This is a genomic window from Xanthobacter oligotrophicus, assembly GCF_008364685.1.
In the GTDB taxonomy this organism is placed as follows: Bacteria; Pseudomonadota; Alphaproteobacteria; order Rhizobiales; family Xanthobacteraceae; genus Xanthobacter; species Xanthobacter oligotrophicus.
Genome location: NZ_VTTL01000012.1, coordinates 192,361 through 211,545 on the forward strand (window position 1 = coordinate 192,361; position 19,185 = coordinate 211,545).

Annotated in this window: 17 protein-coding genes and 1 tRNA gene; 10 read left to right on the forward strand and 8 right to left on the reverse strand. The window is 67.5% G+C overall.

Translation table 11 applies throughout. The features are described 5' to 3' along the window. The first annotated feature begins 276 nt into the window (after nucleotides 1-276). Entirely contained in the window at nucleotides 277-1,155 is an 879-nt protein-coding gene (locus FZ033_RS20060; RefSeq protein WP_138400990.1) for a methylated-DNA--[protein]-cysteine S-methyltransferase, read from the forward strand. A gap of 5 nt (nucleotides 1,156-1,160) precedes the next feature. Here FZ033_RS20060 and FZ033_RS24110 read toward each other — a convergent pair whose 3' ends face one another. Both FZ033_RS24110 and hemH read right to left on the reverse strand, forming a co-directional pair. Then, complete coding sequence (locus tag FZ033_RS24110) at nucleotides 1,161-1,337, reverse strand: hypothetical protein (protein WP_188079594.1); 177 nt, start codon at nucleotides 1,335-1,337, stop codon at nucleotides 1,161-1,163. Nucleotides 1,338-1,449: 112 nt separating this feature from the next. Next, nucleotides 1,450-2,523 (reverse strand): ferrochelatase, encoded by a 1,074-nt coding sequence (gene hemH / locus FZ033_RS20065; protein WP_149577834.1) that lies wholly within the window; start codon nucleotides 2,521-2,523, stop codon nucleotides 1,450-1,452. A gap of 338 nt (nucleotides 2,524-2,861) precedes the next feature. Here hemH and FZ033_RS20070 point away from each other — a divergent pair, with 338 nt between their 5' ends. After that, a complete protein-coding gene (locus tag FZ033_RS20070) occupies nucleotides 2,862-3,281 on the forward strand; it encodes a CREC-EF hand family protein (RefSeq protein WP_149577835.1) in 420 nt (139 codons plus the stop codon). 292 nt (nucleotides 3,282-3,573) lie between these two features. Beyond that, nucleotides 3,574-5,043, forward strand: a complete 1,470-nt coding sequence (locus FZ033_RS20075) for a DUF2252 domain-containing protein (RefSeq protein WP_149577836.1) — start codon at nucleotides 3,574-3,576, stop codon at nucleotides 5,041-5,043. A gap of 214 nt (nucleotides 5,044-5,257) precedes the next feature. Here FZ033_RS20075 and FZ033_RS20080 read toward each other — a convergent pair. Beyond that, nucleotides 5,258-5,332: transfer RNA gene (locus tag FZ033_RS20080), tRNA-Val, on the reverse strand. Nucleotides 5,333-5,393: 61 nt separating this feature from the next. Further along, nucleotides 5,394-5,756, reverse strand: coding sequence for a cell cycle two-component system response regulator CpdR (cpdR, locus tag FZ033_RS20085; RefSeq protein WP_012114807.1), 363 nt, complete (start codon nucleotides 5,754-5,756; stop codon nucleotides 5,394-5,396). Between the two features lie 190 nt (nucleotides 5,757-5,946). Between cpdR and FZ033_RS20090 the strand changes: the two genes are divergently transcribed. After that, nucleotides 5,947-6,834 (forward strand): N-formylglutamate amidohydrolase, encoded by an 888-nt coding sequence (locus tag FZ033_RS20090; RefSeq protein ID WP_149577837.1) that lies wholly within the window; start codon nucleotides 5,947-5,949, stop codon nucleotides 6,832-6,834. A gap of 1,162 nt (nucleotides 6,835-7,996) precedes the next feature. Beyond that, entirely contained in the window at nucleotides 7,997-8,779 is a 783-nt protein-coding gene (gene hisN, locus FZ033_RS20095; RefSeq protein WP_149577838.1) for a histidinol-phosphatase, read from the forward strand. Between the two features lie 12 nt (nucleotides 8,780-8,791). Here the strand turns inward: hisN and FZ033_RS20100 are convergent, their stop codons facing one another. Together FZ033_RS20100 and FZ033_RS20105 are read right to left on the reverse strand one after the other, a co-directional pair. Next, complete coding sequence (locus FZ033_RS20100; protein WP_149577839.1) at nucleotides 8,792-9,739, reverse strand: alpha/beta fold hydrolase; 948 nt, start codon at nucleotides 9,737-9,739, stop codon at nucleotides 8,792-8,794. 114 nt (nucleotides 9,740-9,853) lie between these two features. Continuing rightward, nucleotides 9,854-10,414, reverse strand: coding sequence for a hypothetical protein (locus FZ033_RS20105; RefSeq protein ID WP_149577840.1), 561 nt, complete (start codon nucleotides 10,412-10,414; stop codon nucleotides 9,854-9,856). 250 nt (nucleotides 10,415-10,664) lie between these two features. On the opposite strand from FZ033_RS20105, the gene FZ033_RS20110 reads away from it, so the two are divergent. Continuing rightward, complete coding sequence (locus FZ033_RS20110; protein ID WP_149577841.1) at nucleotides 10,665-11,150, forward strand: Hsp20 family protein; 486 nt, start codon at nucleotides 10,665-10,667, stop codon at nucleotides 11,148-11,150. A gap of 185 nt (nucleotides 11,151-11,335) precedes the next feature. Beyond that, the gene (locus tag FZ033_RS20115) at nucleotides 11,336-12,331 is read left to right on the forward strand and encodes a phosphoglycerate dehydrogenase (RefSeq protein ID WP_149577842.1); all 996 of its coding nucleotides are present in this window, start codon (nucleotides 11,336-11,338) and stop codon (nucleotides 12,329-12,331) included. Nucleotides 12,332-12,511: 180 nt separating this feature from the next. Here FZ033_RS20115 and FZ033_RS20120 read toward each other — a convergent pair whose 3' ends face one another. After that, nucleotides 12,512-12,808 carry a MoaD/ThiS family protein gene (locus FZ033_RS20120; protein ID WP_149577843.1) on the reverse strand — a complete coding sequence of 99 codons (297 nt, stop codon included), beginning with the start codon at nucleotides 12,806-12,808 and terminating at the stop codon, nucleotides 12,512-12,514. A gap of 2 nt (nucleotides 12,809-12,810) precedes the next feature. Next, entirely contained in the window at nucleotides 12,811-13,896 is a 1,086-nt protein-coding gene (locus tag FZ033_RS20125) for a WD40/YVTN/BNR-like repeat-containing protein (RefSeq protein ID WP_149577844.1), read from the reverse strand. Nucleotides 13,897-14,051: 155 nt separating this feature from the next. Here FZ033_RS20125 and FZ033_RS20130 point away from each other — a divergent pair, with 155 nt between their 5' ends. The 3 genes from FZ033_RS20130 to FZ033_RS20140 all read left to right on the forward strand — a co-directional run bounded on the left by FZ033_RS20130 (nucleotide 14,052) and on the right by FZ033_RS20140 (nucleotide 19,094). Next, nucleotides 14,052-14,666: a TetR/AcrR family transcriptional regulator gene (locus FZ033_RS20130; protein ID WP_188079595.1), complete on the forward strand. Its 615-nt coding sequence runs from the start codon at nucleotides 14,052-14,054 to the stop codon at nucleotides 14,664-14,666. A 97-nt stretch (nucleotides 14,667-14,763) separates the two neighbouring features. Then, nucleotides 14,764-15,966, forward strand: a complete 1,203-nt coding sequence (locus FZ033_RS20135; RefSeq protein WP_232847576.1) for an efflux RND transporter periplasmic adaptor subunit — start codon at nucleotides 14,764-14,766, stop codon at nucleotides 15,964-15,966. Continuing rightward, nucleotides 15,963-19,094 carry an efflux RND transporter permease subunit gene (locus FZ033_RS20140; RefSeq protein WP_149577846.1) on the forward strand — a complete coding sequence of 1,044 codons (3,132 nt, stop codon included), beginning with the start codon at nucleotides 15,963-15,965 and terminating at the stop codon, nucleotides 19,092-19,094. The genes FZ033_RS20135 and FZ033_RS20140 overlap by 4 nt, the downstream gene beginning before the upstream one ends. Nucleotides 19,095-19,185 lie beyond the last annotated feature (91 nt).

The window sequence follows — 19,185 nt, forward strand, 5'->3', positions numbered from 1 at the left end:
TTCCGTTCGCAAGGGCGGAAGTCTGCAACAGCCGACTTCCGGGGCAAGCCCGGCCATGACGGAGCGGATGTGTCGGAGGGGCAGCGATCGCCCAACTGGTCGAGCTTTCCACATAGTCCCTCGGTCAGGGCCGGCGGGCGGCGGAATCGGGTGGGCGCGGTTTGCCGGCTCTGGTCAGATGGGCCACGCTCGACCTGAAGGAGATGCCCCGTGCTGGCGCTCGATTGCCCCGCCCTCGATCTGTCCGCTCCCGATTTGTCCATTCCCGGAGGTCGGATGACCGCGACGCCGGCCACCCCGCTCGCCATCGCCGCCCGCGACTATGACGTGGTGCGGCGGGCGGTGGAGTATATTTCCCGCCATGTGCGCCAGCAGCCGGAGGTGGAGGAGATCGCCGCCGCCGCCGGCGTCTCCGCCCGCGCGCTCACGGACCTGTTCCGCCGCTGGTGCGGGCTGACGCCCAAGGCTTTCCTCCAGGCGGTGACGTTGGACCGGGCCCGCCGCATCGTCTCCGAATGCCCCAACGTGCTGGATGCGGCCTTCGAGCTGGGCCTGTCCGGCCCCGGCCGGCTGCATGACCTGTTCGTGGTGCACGAGGCAATGTCGCCGGGCGAATGGAAGACCGGCGGGGCAGGGCTGGTGGTGCGCTTCGGCTTCCATCCCTCGCCGTTCGGTCTGGCGCTGGCCATGTCCACGCCGCGCGGCCTGTGCGGCCTCGCCTTCGCCGACGTGGGGGAGGAGGCGGCGGCGCTGGCCGACATGCGCGCCCGCTGGCCCAACGCCACCTATGTGGAAGACCCCACCGCCACCGCGCCTCTGGTGGCGCGCATATTCGATCCCACGTCCTGGCAGGGGGACCAGCCGCTGCGGATCGTGTTCATCGGCACGGATTTTGAGATCAAGGTGTGGGAGACGCTGCTGCGCATCCCCATGGGCCTTGCCACCACCTATTCCACCATCGCCGAGCATGTGGGCCGGCCGAAGGCGGCGCGGGCGGTGGGCGCGGCGGTGGGCAAGAACCCCATTTCCTTCGTGGTGCCCTGCCACCGGGTCATCGGCAAGAGCGGCGACCTCACCGGCTACCACTGGGGCCTGACCCGCAAGCGCGCCATACTCGGTTGGGAGGCCGGCAAGGTGGAGCCTGCGGGGGAGTAGCGCCCTCAGCCCTTGCGGGTGGTCTTGCGGGAAATCAGCGCGCGGGGGTCGATCTTCTGCATGGGGCCGGTGCGCCGGGCACTGATGCAGCGCGAGCCCGCGGGGACGTAGACGATTTCGCTGCGCTGCGCCATTTCGCGGACCTGCGCCAGACAGGCGCGCCGCAGGGTAATCTCGCTCATTTGCGTCCTTCCAAAGGGTTGCGCGCCTTTTAGCGGAGTGGAAGCCGTTTGGCTCCTGCTTTGTTGAGAAAAGGCGCGGTCCCGTGGAGGTTTCTCTTCGTATGGTGGGTGCCTACCCCACCCAGCCCTTCAGCTCCCGCTCCACCACGTGGGCGAGCACGCGCATGCCCTCGGCGTCGGAATTCAGGCAGGGGATGGCGGCGAATTTCTCGCCGCCATGGTGCTCGAAGATCTCGCGGTTCTCCACGCCGATCTCCTCCAGCGTCTCCAGGCAGTCGGCGACGAAGCCGGGGTTGACCACGGCGAGCCGCTTCACCCCGCTTTCGGCGAGCGCCTTCACCGTCTCGTCGGTGTAGGGGCGCAGCCATTCCTCGCGGCCGAAACGGGACTGGAAGGTGAGGCGGAAGCGTTTGTCATCCATGCCCAGCCGCGCACGCAGCAGGCGGGCGGTCTTGGCGCACTGGCAATGATATGGGTCGCCCTTCAGCAAATAGGATTTCGGCACCCCGTGGAACGAGGCGAGGATCACCTCCGGCTCGAAATCGAGGGCCGCCAGATGCCGCTCCAGCGATGTGGCGAGCGCATCGATATAGACGGCATCGTCGTGCCAGGGCGGGGCGACGCGCAGGGTCGGCTGCCAGCGCATCTGTTTCAGTGCATCGAAGGCCTTGTCGCAGACGGTGGCGGAGGTGGCGGCAGAATATTGCGGATAGAGCGGCACCAGAAGAATGCGCTCGCAGCCCTGGGCCTGGAGCGCGGCGAGGCGCTCGGCGATGGGCGGCTTGCCGTAGCGCATGGCGAAATCCACCACGATGCGCGAATCAAGGCCAGCGAGCTGCGCCGCGAGCTTTTCCGCCTGGTCGCGGGTGATGGTCTTCAGCGGGCCCTCGTTGCGCTCTTTGTTCCAGATGCTGGCATAGTCGCGGCCCTTGGGGCCGGGGCGCTTGGTGAGGATGATGGCGTTGAGGACGAACCACCATAGGGCGCGGTTCACCTCGATCACCCGCCGGTCGGAGAGGAATTCCTTCAAGTAAGCCCGCATGGACCAGTAGTCGGTGGCCTCGGGCGTGCCGAGATTGACGATGAGCACGCCGATGCGGCCGAAGGCGACCTTCGGGTGGTCGGGGGGCAGGTGCGTCGTGTCGGGGGAGAACGCGGGCACGTTTGCGGACACGTTTGCAGTCATGGGTTCCTCGAAGATGTCCCGGCGAGATGGCGCCTCACCGCCCGCGCGTCAATCTTTGGCACGTCGATGCGGCGCTTCAGGTCCGGCCAGACCCATACGCAGCGGCGGCGGTGCCGGATGGCCGGCCGACTTATCTCATGGGGCGCGAGGCGGTCCGCGCGGTGCGGGTTCTGCGGCGACCTGAAGGAGCCGGCCCCGGGATGACAGGGACGCATCCTGCAATGCAGAATGGCGGTGACCTCATAATGCGGCCTTGTGTTGCGGCCGCCGGGGCGGAAGGATACAGCCCCCTGATACCAGACCTGCCGCCAGTTCGGCCCACAAGAAGGAGACGTTCCATGTTGCGCTCGTTGTTTCGCCTGGGAGCCGCCGCGGCGCTGACCGGCTTCATCTCGCTCGGCGCGATGGTGTCCGCCTCTGCGGCGACCTCCGGCAAGGACGCCCTTGCCCTGCTCAACAAGGATGGCGACGACACGCTCGAACTCGTCGAGGTGATCGACCTCGGCTCAAAGCTGTTCGTCGCCATCAATGCCGACGGCGACACCACCCTTGAGAAGGACGAGACCAAGGGCCGGCTCACCGATATCGACTGGAAGTCCATCAACAAGGATGCCGACCAGACGCTGGAGCTGGACGAGTTTCTGGCGGTGGTCCGCGCCCGCTTCAAGGCGGCCGATGCCAACAAGGACGGCAAGCTGACGGCGAAGGAACTGGATGCTCCCGCCGGCCAGAAGCTGCTTCTGCTGCTGGTGAAGTAAGGGCAGGCCGGGACCCGCAGGCGACGGAACTGGCCGGTCCGTTGTCCGGCTCCCGTCGCTATTCCCGCTCGAAACCCCGTTCTCCGGCTTCTTCAACCCGCCGCGCAATGAACTGGCAGCCCGTAGGCGTGCGGGCCGGGACCGGGATCGTGTCCCGGCCCGCGACGGTCGCGGCGCGGGTCAAATCTACTTAGCCGCACAAATAATTGCCGAACCGCACCATAAGGTGCAACATGATCCTAACCCTCTTTGATAGCTGCTCTTTTGGGTATGCGAATAGGGGGAGGCAAACATGTCGGCTGGTTCGGACAAGTCCGTCTCGTTGAAGCGGTCGCATCTGAAGTCCCTGCGTGGTTCGAAAGGCGAGGTGAACAGCTCCGTCAGCCCGGCATCGGGCGAGTTGGTTCAAATCGCTTCACTTGCTGCAAGGATGCAGGCGGGCAAGGGCCTGCGCGACGCTGTCCCTCGCACGAGGCACGGCAAATGGAAAAAGGACGCAAACCGTCCCGATCCGATCGACATCCTGCAGGCTGGCGATGCAGACCGGATCCAAGAACTCGTTCCCATCCGATACGAGCGCATGCTGCAGTCGCCCTTCGCATTCTATCGTGGATCGGCCGGCATCATGGCCGCGGACCTCAACACCACGCCGAACAGCGGGATCTGCGTGCAGGCTTGTGGCGACTGCCACCTGATGAATTTCGGCGGCTTTGCTACGCCGGAGCGCAACATCTTCTTCGACATCAATGACTTCGACGAGACGCTGCCGGCGCCCTGGGAATGGGACATCAAGCGGCTCGCGGCGTCGTTCGTGCTTGCGGCGCGGTCGACCGGCCTCTCGGACGACACGGCACGGGATACGGCGATTGCTTGCGCGCGCAGCTATCGCAAGCATCTGGCGGATTTCGCCCAGATGCATCCGCTCGATGTCTGGTACGCGCGGGTCACCGCGGAGGACATGATCTCTATCGCGCCGGCCCGTGACCGGGCGCGGATCCAGAAGCGGGTTGCAAAAATCGCCCAGCAAGACGGGTCGGAGGCGGATTTTCCGAAGATCACCGACATCGTCGGCGGAAGGCTGGGCATCCGCGATACGCCGCCGCTGATCTACCACCCCGAAACGGCCCATGGTCCCGAGTTCGCGGAGGCGGTGAAGAATATCTTCGCCAGGTATCGGGAGACCCTCGCCGAGGATCGCCGCATTCTGCTGGACCAGTACCATTTCGTGGATGCCGCCATCAAAGTGGTCGGCGTTGGCAGCGTCGGGCGCAGGTGCTGGATCGCGCTGATGATGTCGGCGTCCAACGATCCGCTGTTCCTGCAATTCAAGGAGGCGGCTCCGTCCGTGCTGGAAGCCTATGCCGGCAAGAGTGCCTATGCCCACCATGGCCAGCGGGTGGTCATGGGGCAGCGCCTGATGCAGCCGGCCTCCGACCTGTTCCTCGGCTGGGTCATGGGCGAGTTCACGGACAAGTACTTTTATGTCAGGCAATTGCGCGACGCGAAGATCAAGCCGCTGGTAGAGACCTTCGATCGCGATCTGTTCATGTGCTTCGCAAAGGCCTGTGGTTGGGTGCTCGCGCGCGCCCACGCCAAATCCGGCGATGCGGCCAGGATCAGCGGTTATCTCGGATCGAGCGACCAGTTCGAGGAGGCGATCGGGGATTTCTCGACGACTTACGCGGATCAGGCCGAACGCGACCATGCGGCCCTCAAGGCTGCGGTGCGTAGCGGCAAGGTCGCGGTCTATCAGGAAGCCTGACAGGTCGCGCGCCGAAGGGCTTGAAGACGGCCCGATACGAAGTTGGGGAAAACCCTTGGCCGTACCGAATGCGCCCCGGCGGGCTGGCGCCAAAGCGCGGTGCCGGAATCTTGTGCCGGTTGGCTCATCCGAAGGGGTTCCCGGCAGCGCCGGAAACCGCGCGAGATGCTCGCCGGGCAATACCCCAGCGCAGCGCCGAGGTCAGGGTGAGGGATGGTGGGCGCGACAGGGATCGAACCTGTGACCCCTACGATGTCAACGTAGTGCTCTCCCGCTGAGCTACGCGCCCCCTCGCAGGAGCCGCCTCTATATCGGCCGGTTTCGCCGGAGGCAAGGCCCCTGAGTGAGGATCAGGCGGCTGCCAACATCTTTCCCACCTCGGAGACGAGATCGCGCAGGTGGAAGGGCTTGGAGAGCACCTTCGCCTCGCTGGGCGCCTCGTTGTCGGCGTTCAGCGCCACGGCGGCGAAGCCGGTGATGAACATGACCTTGAGGTCGGGATCGAGTTCGGTCGCCCGGCGGGCGAGTTCGATGCCGTCCATCTCGGGCATGACGATGTCGGTGAGCAAGAGCTCGAAGGGTTCCTCGCGCATGCGTTCATAGGCGGACCGGCCATTGTCGCACGAGGCGACGGAATAGCCCGCGTTCTGAAGCGCCTTCACAAGAAAGCGCCGCATGTCGTTGTCATCTTCGGCGAGCAGGATCTTGGGCACGCCACTTCCCCTGATGTCGTGATCGGTCCTTCCCCGGTGCGGGGCCGGGGGCCATATGACTTGTCTGACCCAATCGGGTAAATTCGAAGTGAAGGTCGCAGCGCCTCTTCACAAGCGGCCACCGGCCGGGCCATCATGCGGTTCGGTCCGGGGGATTTTTCTGGAACGATTCCAATCCATTGGGTTCCTGATGACCGCTTGCCTCGCCGACGCCATAGACCCCGCCTTCGAGGTGCTCGCGCCGGCCGGTACAGCCGCGCCGTTCGTTTTCAATTCGCCGCACTCCGGTCGGATCTACCCGCGCAGCTTCGTTGCGCAGACCCGGCTCGACTTTGCCACGCTGCGGCGCTCGGAGGATACCTTCGTGGACGAATTGTTCGTCCATGCGGTGTCGGAGGGGGCGCCGCTGATGCGGGCGCTGTTCCCGCGTTCCTTCCTCGATCTCAACCGCGAGCCCTATGAGCTGGACCCGCGCATGTTCGACGGCCGGTTGCCGCCCTTTGCCAATACGCGGTCGATCCGTGTGTCCGGCGGGCTCGGCACCATCGCGCGGGTGGTGGGGGATGCCCAGGAGATCTATCCGCGCCGCCTCGCCGTGAGCGAGGCGCTGGAGCGGATCGAGACCTATTACAAGCCGTACCATCAGGCCCTGCGCCGGCTCATCGGCCGGGTGCAGCGCCAGTGGGGCCTGGCGGTGCTGGTGGATTGCCATTCCATGCCCTCGGCGTCCAACCGCGAGGATGTGGCCCGCGCCGATTTCGTCATCGGCGACCGCTACGGCACCAGTTGCAGCGAGATCGTGACCGAGGCCATCGAGGCGGGTCTGACCGCGCGCGGCTACAGGGTGGTGCGCAACAAGCCCTATGCCGGCGGCTATATCACCGAGCATTACGGCAATCCCTCCGCCGGCCTGCATGCGGTGCAGATCGAACTCAACCGCAGCCTCTACATGGACGAGGCCGCCTACGAGCGGCATGCGGGATTCGAGCGTGTGCGTTCCGACATCGCCGCGCTCCTGCCGGAGCTGTTTGCCGCCGTCACCGACCGGCTTGCGCCATCGCGCGCAGCAGCCGAGTGAGCGAGCATTGCATTTTTTAAACTGGTGCCTTGCGTTTTTCGAATGGCACGGCTACCAATTCCACCACGGCTGATGGCTTGAGCATCATTATACCGGTTGCGGACATCAACGCGGACGCGTTGGTGTCGGAATGGTATTTGATGAGGGGAGAAGGTGGCAGCAGACCACTTCCTGCAAGCCTGCTAGACGGCCGTTCAGGCTTCCGGCGCATGACTATGCGTATCCGGCAGGCCCAAAAAGAAAGGGGCCGTCCGCGTGAGCGAACGGCCCAAGTCTAGGGAGGAAACGCCCAAGGAGGGCAGCGACACAGCGACGCCAATCGCCATGTCGCACTGCACAAATAGCCCAGTGCGGTGCCATAAATCAAGTCCCCTTTTGTCGCAGTCTGAGACTCTGCGATAAGCCTTTGATTTCAGGGGAGTTGCAGAGCACCGCCAAGTGGGCTTGCGCAGGTGTCTGGCCATGTGCGGGCAAAAGTTTTTGCCGAGAGCTTTCCTTCGAGCCCCTTCGCTTCGAGTCGCAATCGATCAGTCCGACGCGACGTCAGGGCCTGTGGTGGGTCGCCAAGCCCCCCATAGCTGGTCTTGCGGGCAAATGTGCGATTGATGGGGCAAGGAAGCGCGCGCCATAAGCGCCGGTCCCATAAGAGCCGGTCCAGGTGATCCCGGAAGAAGGATCCCGGAAGAGGCCTTCCCGCGCAGGGCAGGCCCAAAAAGAAAGGGACCGCTCACGTTGCCGGAGCGGTCCAAGTCTAGGGAGGAAACGCCCAAGGAGGGCAGCGGCACTGCAACAAGCATTGCCGCGCTGCAACAATATGCTCCTGCGCCCCCTTCGCATCAAGCCCATGGCCGGCGGATTGTTTGGGCAGCTTGACATCAATTAAAACCATTCGTTTGCAGCGCTTTGTTCGTCGGCTGCCTATTTGGTGCGCGATTGCACACGTGCGATGCCCGCCGTTCGCCCAATGGCAGGGCGAATCCGCGACGGCGAACTCCAAAGATGATCTTTTCCCTTGGCAGGGGCGGGGCCGCGCGCTTTTTTGGTTGCGCGCCGTCTCGGCCGTGCGCTTTTTGGCGCTGACCGCCGCGACCCCGGCGCCGCATGCCGGCGCGGGATGCGTGGCTCGCTCATCGCTTTCATTCTGCCATTCTGCGGAGCCGTCATGACCGCCGTCGATTTCGACGCATTCGTCCACAAGCTCGCGACCGTCTCCGGCGAGGCCATCCTGCCCTTCTTCCGCACCGCCCTCGGCGTCGAGGACAAGGGCGCCGGCCGTGGCTTCGATCCGGTCACCGAGGCGGATCGCGCCGCCGAGCAGGCCATGCGCAGGCTCATCCGCGACACCTTCCCGGCCCACGGCATCATCGGCGAGGAATTCGACAACGTGGCCAGCGATGCGCCCTATGTATGGGCGCTGGACCCCATCGACGGCACCAAGTCGTTCATCGCCGGCCTGCCGGCCTGGGGCACGCTCATCGGCCTGCTGAAGGACGGCGATCCGGTCTACGGCATGATGCACCAGCCCTTCATCGGCGAGCGATTCTTCGGCGACGGCGGCGTCGCGCGCTACCGTGGCCCCGCGGGCGAACGCATCCTGTCGGCGCGTGATTGCGGGCGGCTCGAGGACGCCATCCTGTTCACCACCAGCCCGCGCCTGATGAACACCACCGACCGCGCCGCCTTCGAGACCGTGGAGGAGCGCGCGCGCCTCTCCCGCTACGGCGGCGACTGCTATGCCTATTGCATGGTGGCGGCGGGGCTCGTGGATCTCGTCATCGAGACCGAGCTGAAGGACCACGACATCATTGCCCTGGTCCCCATCATCGAGGGGGCGGGGGGCATCGTCACCAGTTGGGAAGGCGGCTCGCCGGTGCATGGCGGGCGCGTGGTGGCGGCGGGCAGCCGAAAGGTTCATGAGGAAGCGTTGCGCCTCCTCACAGCCTGAGGGCGCGGGCTCTCACAGGATCGGCGTGCCGGGGATGAAGGCGTCGAACGCGGCCCAGAACTGGGCGCGGAAGATGTCCCGCTCCATCATCAGCTCGTGGCGGCTGGCCGGCACCACCACATGGGCGCCGGCGATGAGCCGGGCCGAGAAATGCTCGATGGCCTTGTTCGAGACCAGCCGCTCGCCCCCGGCGGCGATGATGAGCAGGGGCTGGCGGATGCGGCTGATGGTGTCCGGATGGGTCAGTTCGGCCATGAGAGCCTCGGCTCCGGCGAGCCAGCCCAGGGTCGGCGCGCCGAGGTCCAGCTCCGGGAAGGCCTTGGCGAGGGCCTGGGTGCGCTCGAACCGGGCGCGGTCCGAGGTCAGGAGATTGCCTTCGAAGCGCATGCGCGACAGCGCGCGGCCGTGCCCGCCCGGCACATAGGCGCGGGCGAAGCCCGCATGGGCGAGCAGCGACGACAGCGGGCGCACGATGCCCTCGAACGGCACCGCATCCAGCCCCAGCATGGGGGCGGTGAGCACCATGCGGTCGAACCAGCGCTGGCCGTCCAGCACCGAGGACAAAAGGATAGTGCCGCCCATGGAATGGCCCAGCGCGAAGTGGGGCGGCGGGCAATCGGGCAGCATCACCTCGCGGGCGAACACCTCGAGGTCCAGGAGATAATCCGAGAAGCGGGGCACGTGCCCCTTCAGCCGGTTGCGCAGCAGGCGCTGGGAGCCGCCCTGGCCGCGCCAGTCCACCATAGCCACGGCAAAGCCTCGGGAGCGCAGCTCGCGCACCACCTCGAAATATTTCTCGATGAATTCGCAGCGCCCGCCGAACAGAGCGACGGTGCCCTTCACGCTGCCGCTCTCGGGCGCCCAGCGGGCAAACCGCAGCTTCACGCCGTCTTCGGCGACGAGTTCGCCGGTGACGCAGCCGTCTGGCACCGGATGGTTCGGAAGGGCGAACAGGGTCATGCGCGGCTTCGGCTGGCTCTGCTTCGTCGCAGGCCGGAACGCCCGGCCCGGATCGGTGCGCGAGGGTTACACGCTCGGGCGGGCCTTCACAATCGCGGCCTTCGCCGGCCGGCCTTATGGCGTGGCGGGTCGGAAGCCGATCACCTGCATGCCGTTGATCTCGCCGCTGTCCGCATCCAGCACCAGGCGCACCCTTTCGCCGCGCGGCCCGGTGGCCTCGGCGAGGAAGCTGCGCCCGCGCTGGCGCACCGCGCTCACGTCAATGAAGCCACGGGCCTTCAGGTTCGCGGCCACCTCGTCGGATTTCAGCGGCGGCGCGCCGGGCGGGCGGGTCTGATAGGGTCGGTAGGGATCGGGACGGCTCCGGGCGAGGGGGGAGGCGGCATGGGCGGCGAACGCCTCCGACACGGGGCTGAGATGGAGGCCCGGCGCGCCTGCGCTATTTGCCTCCCCTTGCCCCGGCGCGGCGCCGGCCAGCCCGGCGCTGCCTAGCTCTGCGCTCAAGTTGGCGACCGCATCGGCCTTGCCGCGCGCCGCGTCGAGACCGGACGCGAGATCGCGCTCGAGATCGCGCTCCTGCCGCACGTCGAGCGTGCACTGGGCGGCGACCGGTGGCGCCGGCATCGCCAACAGGGCGAACAGGAAGGCTGAAATGGCAGCCGGGCCGGCGCGCATCGCCTGCTCCTCCCTTTCCGCCGCTTGGCGGATGGAGCTTCACGTATGGTCATCAGTTTACTGGTGGCGCTTGAACGAAATCCGACGCGGGTGTTCATCCACCGTTCAGGAAAGCGACCTGCGCCGGCGGCCCCTTGACGCCCGAAAATGGCCTCCCCACATCCTCCACAGGCGCCGGGCACTCGTGGCGGCGCCGGAACCGGACCCGGCTTCGGAGGGTCCTGCATGTCGCTTCAAAGGAGGATATGCCATGCGTACTTTTGATCTGTCTCCGCTGTACCGCAACACCGTTGGATTCGACCGGCTGTTCTCGCTGCTCGATTCCGTCGGCGGCGTGGATGCGGCGCCCACTTACCCGCCCTACAACATCGAGCGAACCGGCGAGAATGCCTATCGCATCACGGTGGCTGTGGCGGGCTTCACCGAGGCCGAGCTGGGCATCGAGGTGAAGGAGAATACCCTCACCCTCAAGGGCGAGAAGAAAGCGGCTGAAACCACCGAGGCCGGCCAGATGCTCTATCGCGGCATCGCGGCCCGTGCTTTCGAGCGCCGCTTCCAGCTCGCCGATCATGTGGAGGTGAAGGGCGCCGCCCTTGAGAATGGCCTGCTGCACGTGGATCTCGTGCGCAGCATTCCCGAGGCCAAGAAGCCCCGTGTCATCCCCATTGCCACCGCTGCGGGCGCCGAGGCGCCGAAAAGCATCGAGGGGGCGGTGGGATCGGCTCAGGCCGCCTGAAGAGGGCTGCCTGAATAAAGCCCGCCGGGCCGGCGGGCTTCGGGGGCGAACCGGTTTCGCCCCCTTCCTTTCAAGGCGGTGCCGACGGCGCCGCCTTTTGCATGTGAGGGTTGATTTTCGCGGGGTTGATCTTGGCGGCGCGGAAGGAGAGGAGAGGGGGCCCTCCGCCTGAAAGGTCCGCTCCGTTGCCAGCCTCCCGCCCCAGAATTCTCGTCACCACCCGCCTGTTCGATGAGGCCTCCACCCGCTTCCTGGAGGCGCAGGGCTTCGAGGTGGTGCCCTCCGGCCTGCCCGGTGACGCCCTCGACACCAATATCCCGGATGCCGATCTCAACGCGCTGCTGGACGGCGCGGCCGGCTGGATCGTGGGCCAGCGGGCGGTGACGCGCGAGGTCCTGGCGGCCCATCCGCAGCTGAAGGTGATCGCCCGGCGGGGCGTCGGCTACGACCGGGTGGACCTGGACGCGGCGCGCGATCTCGGCCGGGTGGTCACCATCGCGGCTGGGGCCAACGATCCGGCGGTGGCGGACCATACCCTCGCCCTCATTCTCGCGGTGCTGCGCCGCCTGAAGGCCAATGCCGCCGCCATCGCGCGCGGCGATTGGCGGGTGGTCAGCGGGGCCGACCTTACCGGCAAGACGGTGGGCCTCATCGGCTTCGGCCGCATCGGCCGGCAGGTGGCGCGCCGCCTGTCCGGCTTCGACGTGACGGTGCTGGTCACCTCGCGCACGCCGGATCCCGAGGCTTCCGGCGTCACCTTCGTGCCGCTGGACGAGCTGATCGCGAGGAGCGACGTGGTGAGCCTTCACGCCCCGCTGGTGCCGGAAACCCGCCACGTCATCAATGCCGCGACGCTGAAGGCCATGAAGAGCGGCGCGGTGGTGGTGAACACCTCCCGCGGCGGCCTCATCGACGACGCGGCCCTCTTCGCCGCGCTCGAACAGGGCGAGATCGCCGGCGCCGGCCTCGACGTGTTCGAGGCGGAGGCTGACCCGGACCGGCAGGCGGTCGCCGAAGCCCTGGCGGCCCGTGAGGACGTGGTGGCCACCGCCCATGCGGCGGGATCGAGCCACGAGGCGCTGGCCCGCGGCAACCTCATTTCCGCGCAGTGCGTGGCGGCAGCCCTTGCCGGCACGCCTTTCCCGCCCGGCTGCCTGATTGCCGACGGGCGCGTGAAGTAGTTCGTTTACCCTATTGAAAACAAAGCGACCCTCCCCGGCAGGCGCCCGCGCGGGGAGGGCAGTGGGACGGGGCTTTGGGGCCGGAGGCTGGGACAAGCTTGAGCTTTCGCCTCAACAGCCGGTGATAATTAACTGAATCTTAACATTTTATCCGCGTCGCCGCGGGGTGGCCCGCAGGGCTCAGCCGCCGCTGATGGCGGTGAGGACGAAGACGTCTGCCCCGGGCGCGAGCGGCGTGTCGAGCCGTGCCCGGCGGCCGTCCACGAACACGTTGATGTGCCGGCGGATGGCCGGGCGCTTGTCGCAGAGCCGGCCGCGCATGCCGGGCCAGCGCGCTTCCAGCGCGTCCATGAGCTGCCGGACATCGCCGGCCGCCACCTCCACCAGCGTCTCGCCATCCGGGAACAGCCGCACCAGATGGGCCGGCAGCCGCACCCGCACGGGAGCGGGGAGCGGCGATTGCGGATCGGCGGGCATGCTCATGCCTCCACGACGAGGGTCTCCACCGACGATATGGCCGGCAGGTGCTCGGCGATGCGGCTCCAGCTCTCGCCCTCGTCGGCGCTCACATAAAGCTCGCCCGAGCCGGTGCCGAAATAGACGCCTGCCGGCTCCAATGTATCGGTGGCCATGGCCTGGCGCAGCACGTTGAAGAAAGCGTTCTGCTGCGGCAGGCCCGTGCGCAGGGCGGTCCAATTGGCACCGCCGTCGCGGGTGCGCCAGACGGCGGCCTTGGCATCGGGCATGAAGCGGCCCGCAGTGTCGCCGTTCAGCGGGACCAGAAAGAGCGTGTCCGGATCGCGGGGATGGGTGGCGGCGGGAAAGCCGAAGCTGGAGGGCAGGCCTTGCTCGATGCTGGACCAGCTCGCGCCGCCATCATCCGAGCGGTACATGCCGCAGTGGTTCTGCTGGTAGAGCCGATGGCGCATGCCCGGCGCCTTCACCACGCAATGCACGCACTGGCCGTGCTCGGGGTAATTCTGGCCCTCGGGCAGGTAATCGGCGCGGGTGCCGCGATTGCGGGCGTCCCAGGTCTTGCCGCCATCGGCGCTGTGGAACACGCCGGCGGCGGAGATGCCCACCCACACCCCGTCCGGATCTTCCGGGTCCAGAACGAGGGAATGCAGGATCAGCCCGGCCCCGCCGGGATTCCATTCGGCGCGGGAGGGGTGCTGCTGGAGCCCGTCCAGGTGGGTGAAGCTCTCCCCGCCATCGTCGGAGCGGAACAGGCCGGCCGGCTCCACCCCGGCATAGAGCGCGCCGCCGGACCCTGCGGCGAGGCTCCACACGGTTTTCACCGGCGTCTCGCCCTCGGCATAGGCAAGGCCCCGGCTGGAATGGCGCCAGGAGGCGCCGAGATCGTCCGACTGCCACACGGCGGGGCCGAACCATTCGTTGCCGCCGCCCGCATAGATGCGTCCCGTGGCCGGATCGCCGACCACATGGTTCATGGGCCAGGTCTCGCAATAGGGGCCGCGCAGGGTCCATGCGCTGCGGCCCCCGTCGCTTTCGAGGATGAAGGCCCCCTTCCTGGTTCCCACCAGCACCAGCACCGTTCGCGCCATTTGCTCCTCCCTCGCGCCAGCCGGCCCCGCCCGGTCTCCTCCCGAGGACGCAGGCGCCGGGCGCGCTCCGACAGGGTCGCCGGAATTTTCCATCGGGCTCTTGGAATTTTAGAACTGATGATTTATGATATTCGTCAGTTCTGATGGAGATGGCCTTGAACATCCGGGTGAAGGAGACGGCGGACGAGACCCGCGAGCGCATCGCGCGGACGGCGGAGGAGCTGTTCCGCCGCATGGGTTTCGCCAAGACAGCGGTGGCGGACATCGCCGCCGAGTTGGGCATGTCGGCCGCCAACGTCTATCGCTTCTTCCCGTCCAAGACCGCCATCGTCGCCACCATCTGCACCCGCACCCTGCTTGAGAACGAGGCGCAGATCGCCGCCGTGCTCGTGGGAGAGGGCACCCCGCAGGAGCGGATCATTGAAGGCTTCGTGACCATCCTGCGCTACCACAAGGAGAATTTCCTTGAGGAGCGCCGTGTGCACGACATGGTGCTGGTGGCCATGGAGAACAATTGGGATGCCATCGAGGCCCACAAGGCGCGCATCGGCGGCATGATCGCCAAGGTGCTGGGCGAGGGCATCGAGAGCGGCGTCTTCGTGCCCCACGATCCGGGGATGGCGAGCCTGATCATCCTCGGCGCGACCGTGCGCTATTGCCACCCGGTGCTGGTGGTCCAGCATATCGACGAGGACCTGGAGGCCGGCCTACGGGCCAGCCTCAGCTTCATTCTGCGGAGCATCGAGGTGGAACGGACGCCGCTCCCCTGAACGGGGGTGATCCGCGCGCCTTCGTGCGCCCTAAAAGTGATGAAAGACGAATTTCGTCAGCGTTGAGCTGTTACTCGACATTTGACAGGACCGTGCCATGCCCATCGCTGCCCCCGAACCCCATATGACACCCCATGTGCCTTCCGGTGCGCCCCGCCTCTTGCGTGCTGGCCTTTTCGCCATGTCCCTTGCTGCCGTCGCCGCCCTTCTGACCGGCTGCGGCGAGTCCGCGCCCGCTCAGACCCAGGCGGATGCGCCTCAGGTCGTGGCCCGGCCGGTGCAGGTCACCACGGTCGCCTTCAAGCCGCGGGATGCGGAGAAGACCTTCGTCGGCGTGGTCCGGGCGCGGCGGGAGATCGACCTCGCCTTCCGCGTGGGCGGCAAGATGGTGCAGCGCAAGGTGGAGGTGGGCGACCTCGTGGCGCCGGGCGACGTGGTCGCCCGCATGGATCCCGAAGACCTGAGGCTGGAGCTGGAGAGCGCCCGGGCGGAGCTTGCCGCAGCCACCGCCAATCTCAACCAGACCTCCGCCGAGGATGGCCGCTACCGCTCGCTCACCGCCAAGGGCTACTCATCCACCGCCGACCTTGACCGAAAGTCCCTCGCCAAGGAAGAGGCGGTAGGGCGCATCGAGCGGGCGAAGCGGTCGCTTGAGCTGGCCGAGAACCGGCTCTCCTACGCCGAGCTCGTGGCCGACGCCGCCGGCGTGGTGGTGGCCACCGCCGCCGAGCCGGGGCAGGTGGTGTCCTCCGGCCAGACCATCGTCCGCGTGGCGCGTCTGGACGAGAAGGAGGCCGTGGTCTCCCTGCCCGAGACGGCGCTGGCCGATGCCCGCGCCTCCGACGCCTTCGTGACGCTGTGGGCCGAGCCGGGCCGGCGCATTCCCGCCAATTTGCGCGAGCTTTCGCCCCAGGCCGATGCCACCTCGCGTACCTATCCCGCCCGCTTCACCTTGACCGGCGCGGACGCCAGCGTCGCCCTCGGCATGACCGCCACCGTCACCCTGCGCCCGAAGGACCAGCAGGCGGTGGCGCGACTGCCCTTGTCCGCCGTCATCGATCGGGGCCATGGTCCGCAGGTGTTCGTGGTGGACGGGGCCAGCCGCACCCTCGCCGCCCGGCCCGTCACCATCGCCGCTTATACGGAGGACCAGGTGCTGGTGGCCGCCGGCGTCGCGCCCGGCGACGAGGTGGTGACGCTGGGCGTGCAGACGCTGCTGCCGGGCCAGAAGGTACGTACCTCCCGGCTGCCCGGCTCCACCGACATGGCCGCCGCCGGCCTCAAGGAGATCCGGCCGTGAGCCCCGCCGACCATACTCCCGCGAGCGGCCCCGATGATGCGGGCTCAGGCTTCAACCTGTCGCGCTGGGCCATCACCCACCGCGCCCTGACCCTGTTCGCCATCCTGCTGCTGGCGGCGGCGGGTGCCTATTCCTACCTCAACCTCGGCCGCGCCGAGGATCCCTCCTTCACCATCAAGGTCATGGTGGTGCAGGCGGCGTGGCCGGGGGCCACCGCTTCCGAAATGCAGGCCCAGGTGGCCGACCCCATCGAGAAGAAGCTGCAATCCCTGCCGCATCTCGACCGGGTGGAGAGCTATTCCCGGCCCGGCGTCTCCTTCGTGCAGATTTTCCTGGCGGATTCCACTCCGGCGCGGGAGGTGAAGGACCTCTGGTACCAGGTGCGCAAGAAGGTCGCCGACATGCGCGGCGACCTGCCGGCAGGCGTCATCGGCCCCGGCTTCGACGACGAATATGGCGACGTCTATTCCGCCCTCTACATGCTGAGCGGGGAGGGCGCCGCCCCGGCCGAGCTGAAGCGGCAGGCCGAGATCATCCGCCAGCGCCTCCTGCGCGTGAAGGACGTGGAGAAGGTCGACCTCATCGGCGAGCGGCCCGAGCGCATCTATATCGAGTTCTCCCACGCCCGCCTCGCCAACCTGGGCGTCACCCCGGCGCAGGTGTTCGACAGCGTCGCCCGGCAGAATGCCGTGGTGGCGGGCGGCGCGGTGGATACCCGCTCCGACCGCATCAACCTGCGCCTGTCTGGCGCGTTCAGCGGCGTGGAGGCCATCGCCGAAGTTCCGGTGGCTGTGAACGGCTCGCTGGTGCGCCTCGGCGACATCGCCACCGTGAAGCGCGGCTATGAGGACCCGCCCGCCTTCCTGGTGCGCCAGCATGGCCGCCCGGCCATTGGCATCGGCGTGTCCATGGCGGCGGGCACCAACATTATTACCCTCGGCAACGAGCTGAAGGCGGCCATGGCGGAGGCCACCGCCGAGCTGCCCGTGGGCATCGACGTGACCCAGGTGGCCGACCAGCCGCACATCGTCGGCGACTCGGTGGGAGAGTTCCTGAAGACCTTCGTGGAAGCCCTCGTCATCGTGCTGGTGGTGAGCTTCCTGTCGCTGGGCTTCCGCACCGGCATCGTGGTGGCGCTCTCCGTGCCGCTGGTGCTGGCCATCGTGTTCCTGGTGATGTTCGCCACCGGCATGGACCTGCACCGCATCACGCTGGGCGCGCTCATCATCGCGTTGGGCCTTTTGGTGGACGATGCCATCATCGCCATCGAGATGATGGTGGTGAAGATGGAGGAAGGCTGGGACCGCATGCGCGCGGCCACCTTCGCCTGGACCTCCACCGCCTTCCCCATGCTTACCGGCACGCTGGTGACGGCCGCCGGCTTCCTGCCCGTGGGCTTCGCCAAGTCGTCCTCCGGCGAATATGCCGGCGGCATATTCTGGGTGGTGGGCTTCGCCCTCATCGCATCGTGGTTCGTGGCGGTGATCTTCACGCCCTATCTCGGCACGGTGCTTTTGCCCGACATGAAGAAGGGCCACGCCCACGAGATGCACGACGGCCGGCTCTACCGCGCCTTCCGCCGGCTGCTGGAAGCAAGCCTGCGGCACCGCTTCAAGGTGATCGGAGCCACGGTGGCTCTGTTCGCCGGCTCCATCGTCGCCTTCGGCCTGGTGCAGCAGCAGTTCTTCCCCACCTCCACCCGGCCCGAGCTGTTCCTGGAGATGCGCCTGCCCGAGGGCACGTCCATCACCGTCACCGAGGCCACCGCGAAGAAGGCCGAGGCCCTGATCGGCGACGATGCTGACGTGGCGACGGCGACGACTTACGTGGGCCGCGGCGCCCCGCGCTTCTGGCTCGGCCTCAACCCCGTGCTGCCGAACCCGAATTTCGCGCAGATCGTCATCGTGGCAAAGGACATCGAGGCCCGCGAGCGGCTCAAGGCCCGCCTTGACACCGCCCTCGCCGAGGGCGCGCTCTCGGAAGCCCGGGTGCGGGTGGACCGCTTCGTGTTCGGCCCGCCGGTGGGCTTCCCGGTGCAGTTCCGCGTGGTGGGGCCGGACCCCATCGCGGTGCGCGACATCGCCGAGAAGGTGCGCGTGGTCATGGCCGCCGACAAGGACATGATCGACCCGCACCTCAATTGGGGCGAGCAGGTCAAGTCCATCACCCTCGCCGTGGACCAGGACCGCGCCCGCGCCCTCGGCACCACCCCGCGCGATCTCGCCGAGACCCTGCAGACCCTGCTCTCCGGCTATACCGTGACCCAGCACCGCGAGGGCAACCTGCTCATCGACGTGGTGGCCCGCGCCGTGCCCGAGGAGCGGGTGGACCTTGAGCACCTCGCCGCCCTCACGGTGACCACCCGCAACGGGCTCGCCGTGCCGCTGGGGCAGGTGGCGCGCATCGCCTATGCCCATGAGGAGCCCATCCTCTGGCGGCGCGACCGCGACCTTGTGCTCACCGTGCGCGGCGACGTGAAGGACGGGGTGCAACCGCCGGACGTGACCACCCGCATCCTGCCCCGGCTCGCCGCCATCAAGGCGGAGCTTTCGCCCGCATACCGCATCGAGACGGGCGGCTCCATCGAGGAGAGCGCCAAGGCCAATGCCTCGCTGGCGGCGGTGTTCCCGGTGATGATCATCGTGATGCTGACGCTGCTGATGATCCAGCTGCAGAGCTTCTCGCGCCTGGCGCTGGTGCTGGCCACGGCGCCGCTCGGGCTCATCGGCGCGGCGGCGGGGCTGCTCATCGCCCACAAGCCGTTCGGCTTCGTGGCGCTGCTGGGGCTCATCGCGCTCGCCGGCATGATCATGCGCAACACGGTGATCCTGGTGGACCAGATCGACCATGACATCCGCGACGGCCACACCCCCCACCGCGCCATCGTGGATGCGACGGTCCGCCGGGCGCGGCCGGTGGTGCTCACCGCGCTGGCAGCGGTGCTGGGCATGATCCCGCTCGCGGAAAGCGTGTTCTGGGGCCCCATGGCGGTGACCATCATGGGCGGCCTGCTGGTGGCAACCGTGCTCACCCTGCTGGTGGTGCCGGCGCTCTACGCCACCTGGTTCCGCGTGAAGGTGACGGACGACGAACCCGTGCCGGCGGCCCTGCCGCAGCCGGCCGAATGAATGCGCCACCCGGGCGTCGCGCTCGGGTGGACACAAGCTGTCCCGGCGCCCCCCGGGACGGTCCTCCTCGCCCGGTCGCGGCTATTGCCCC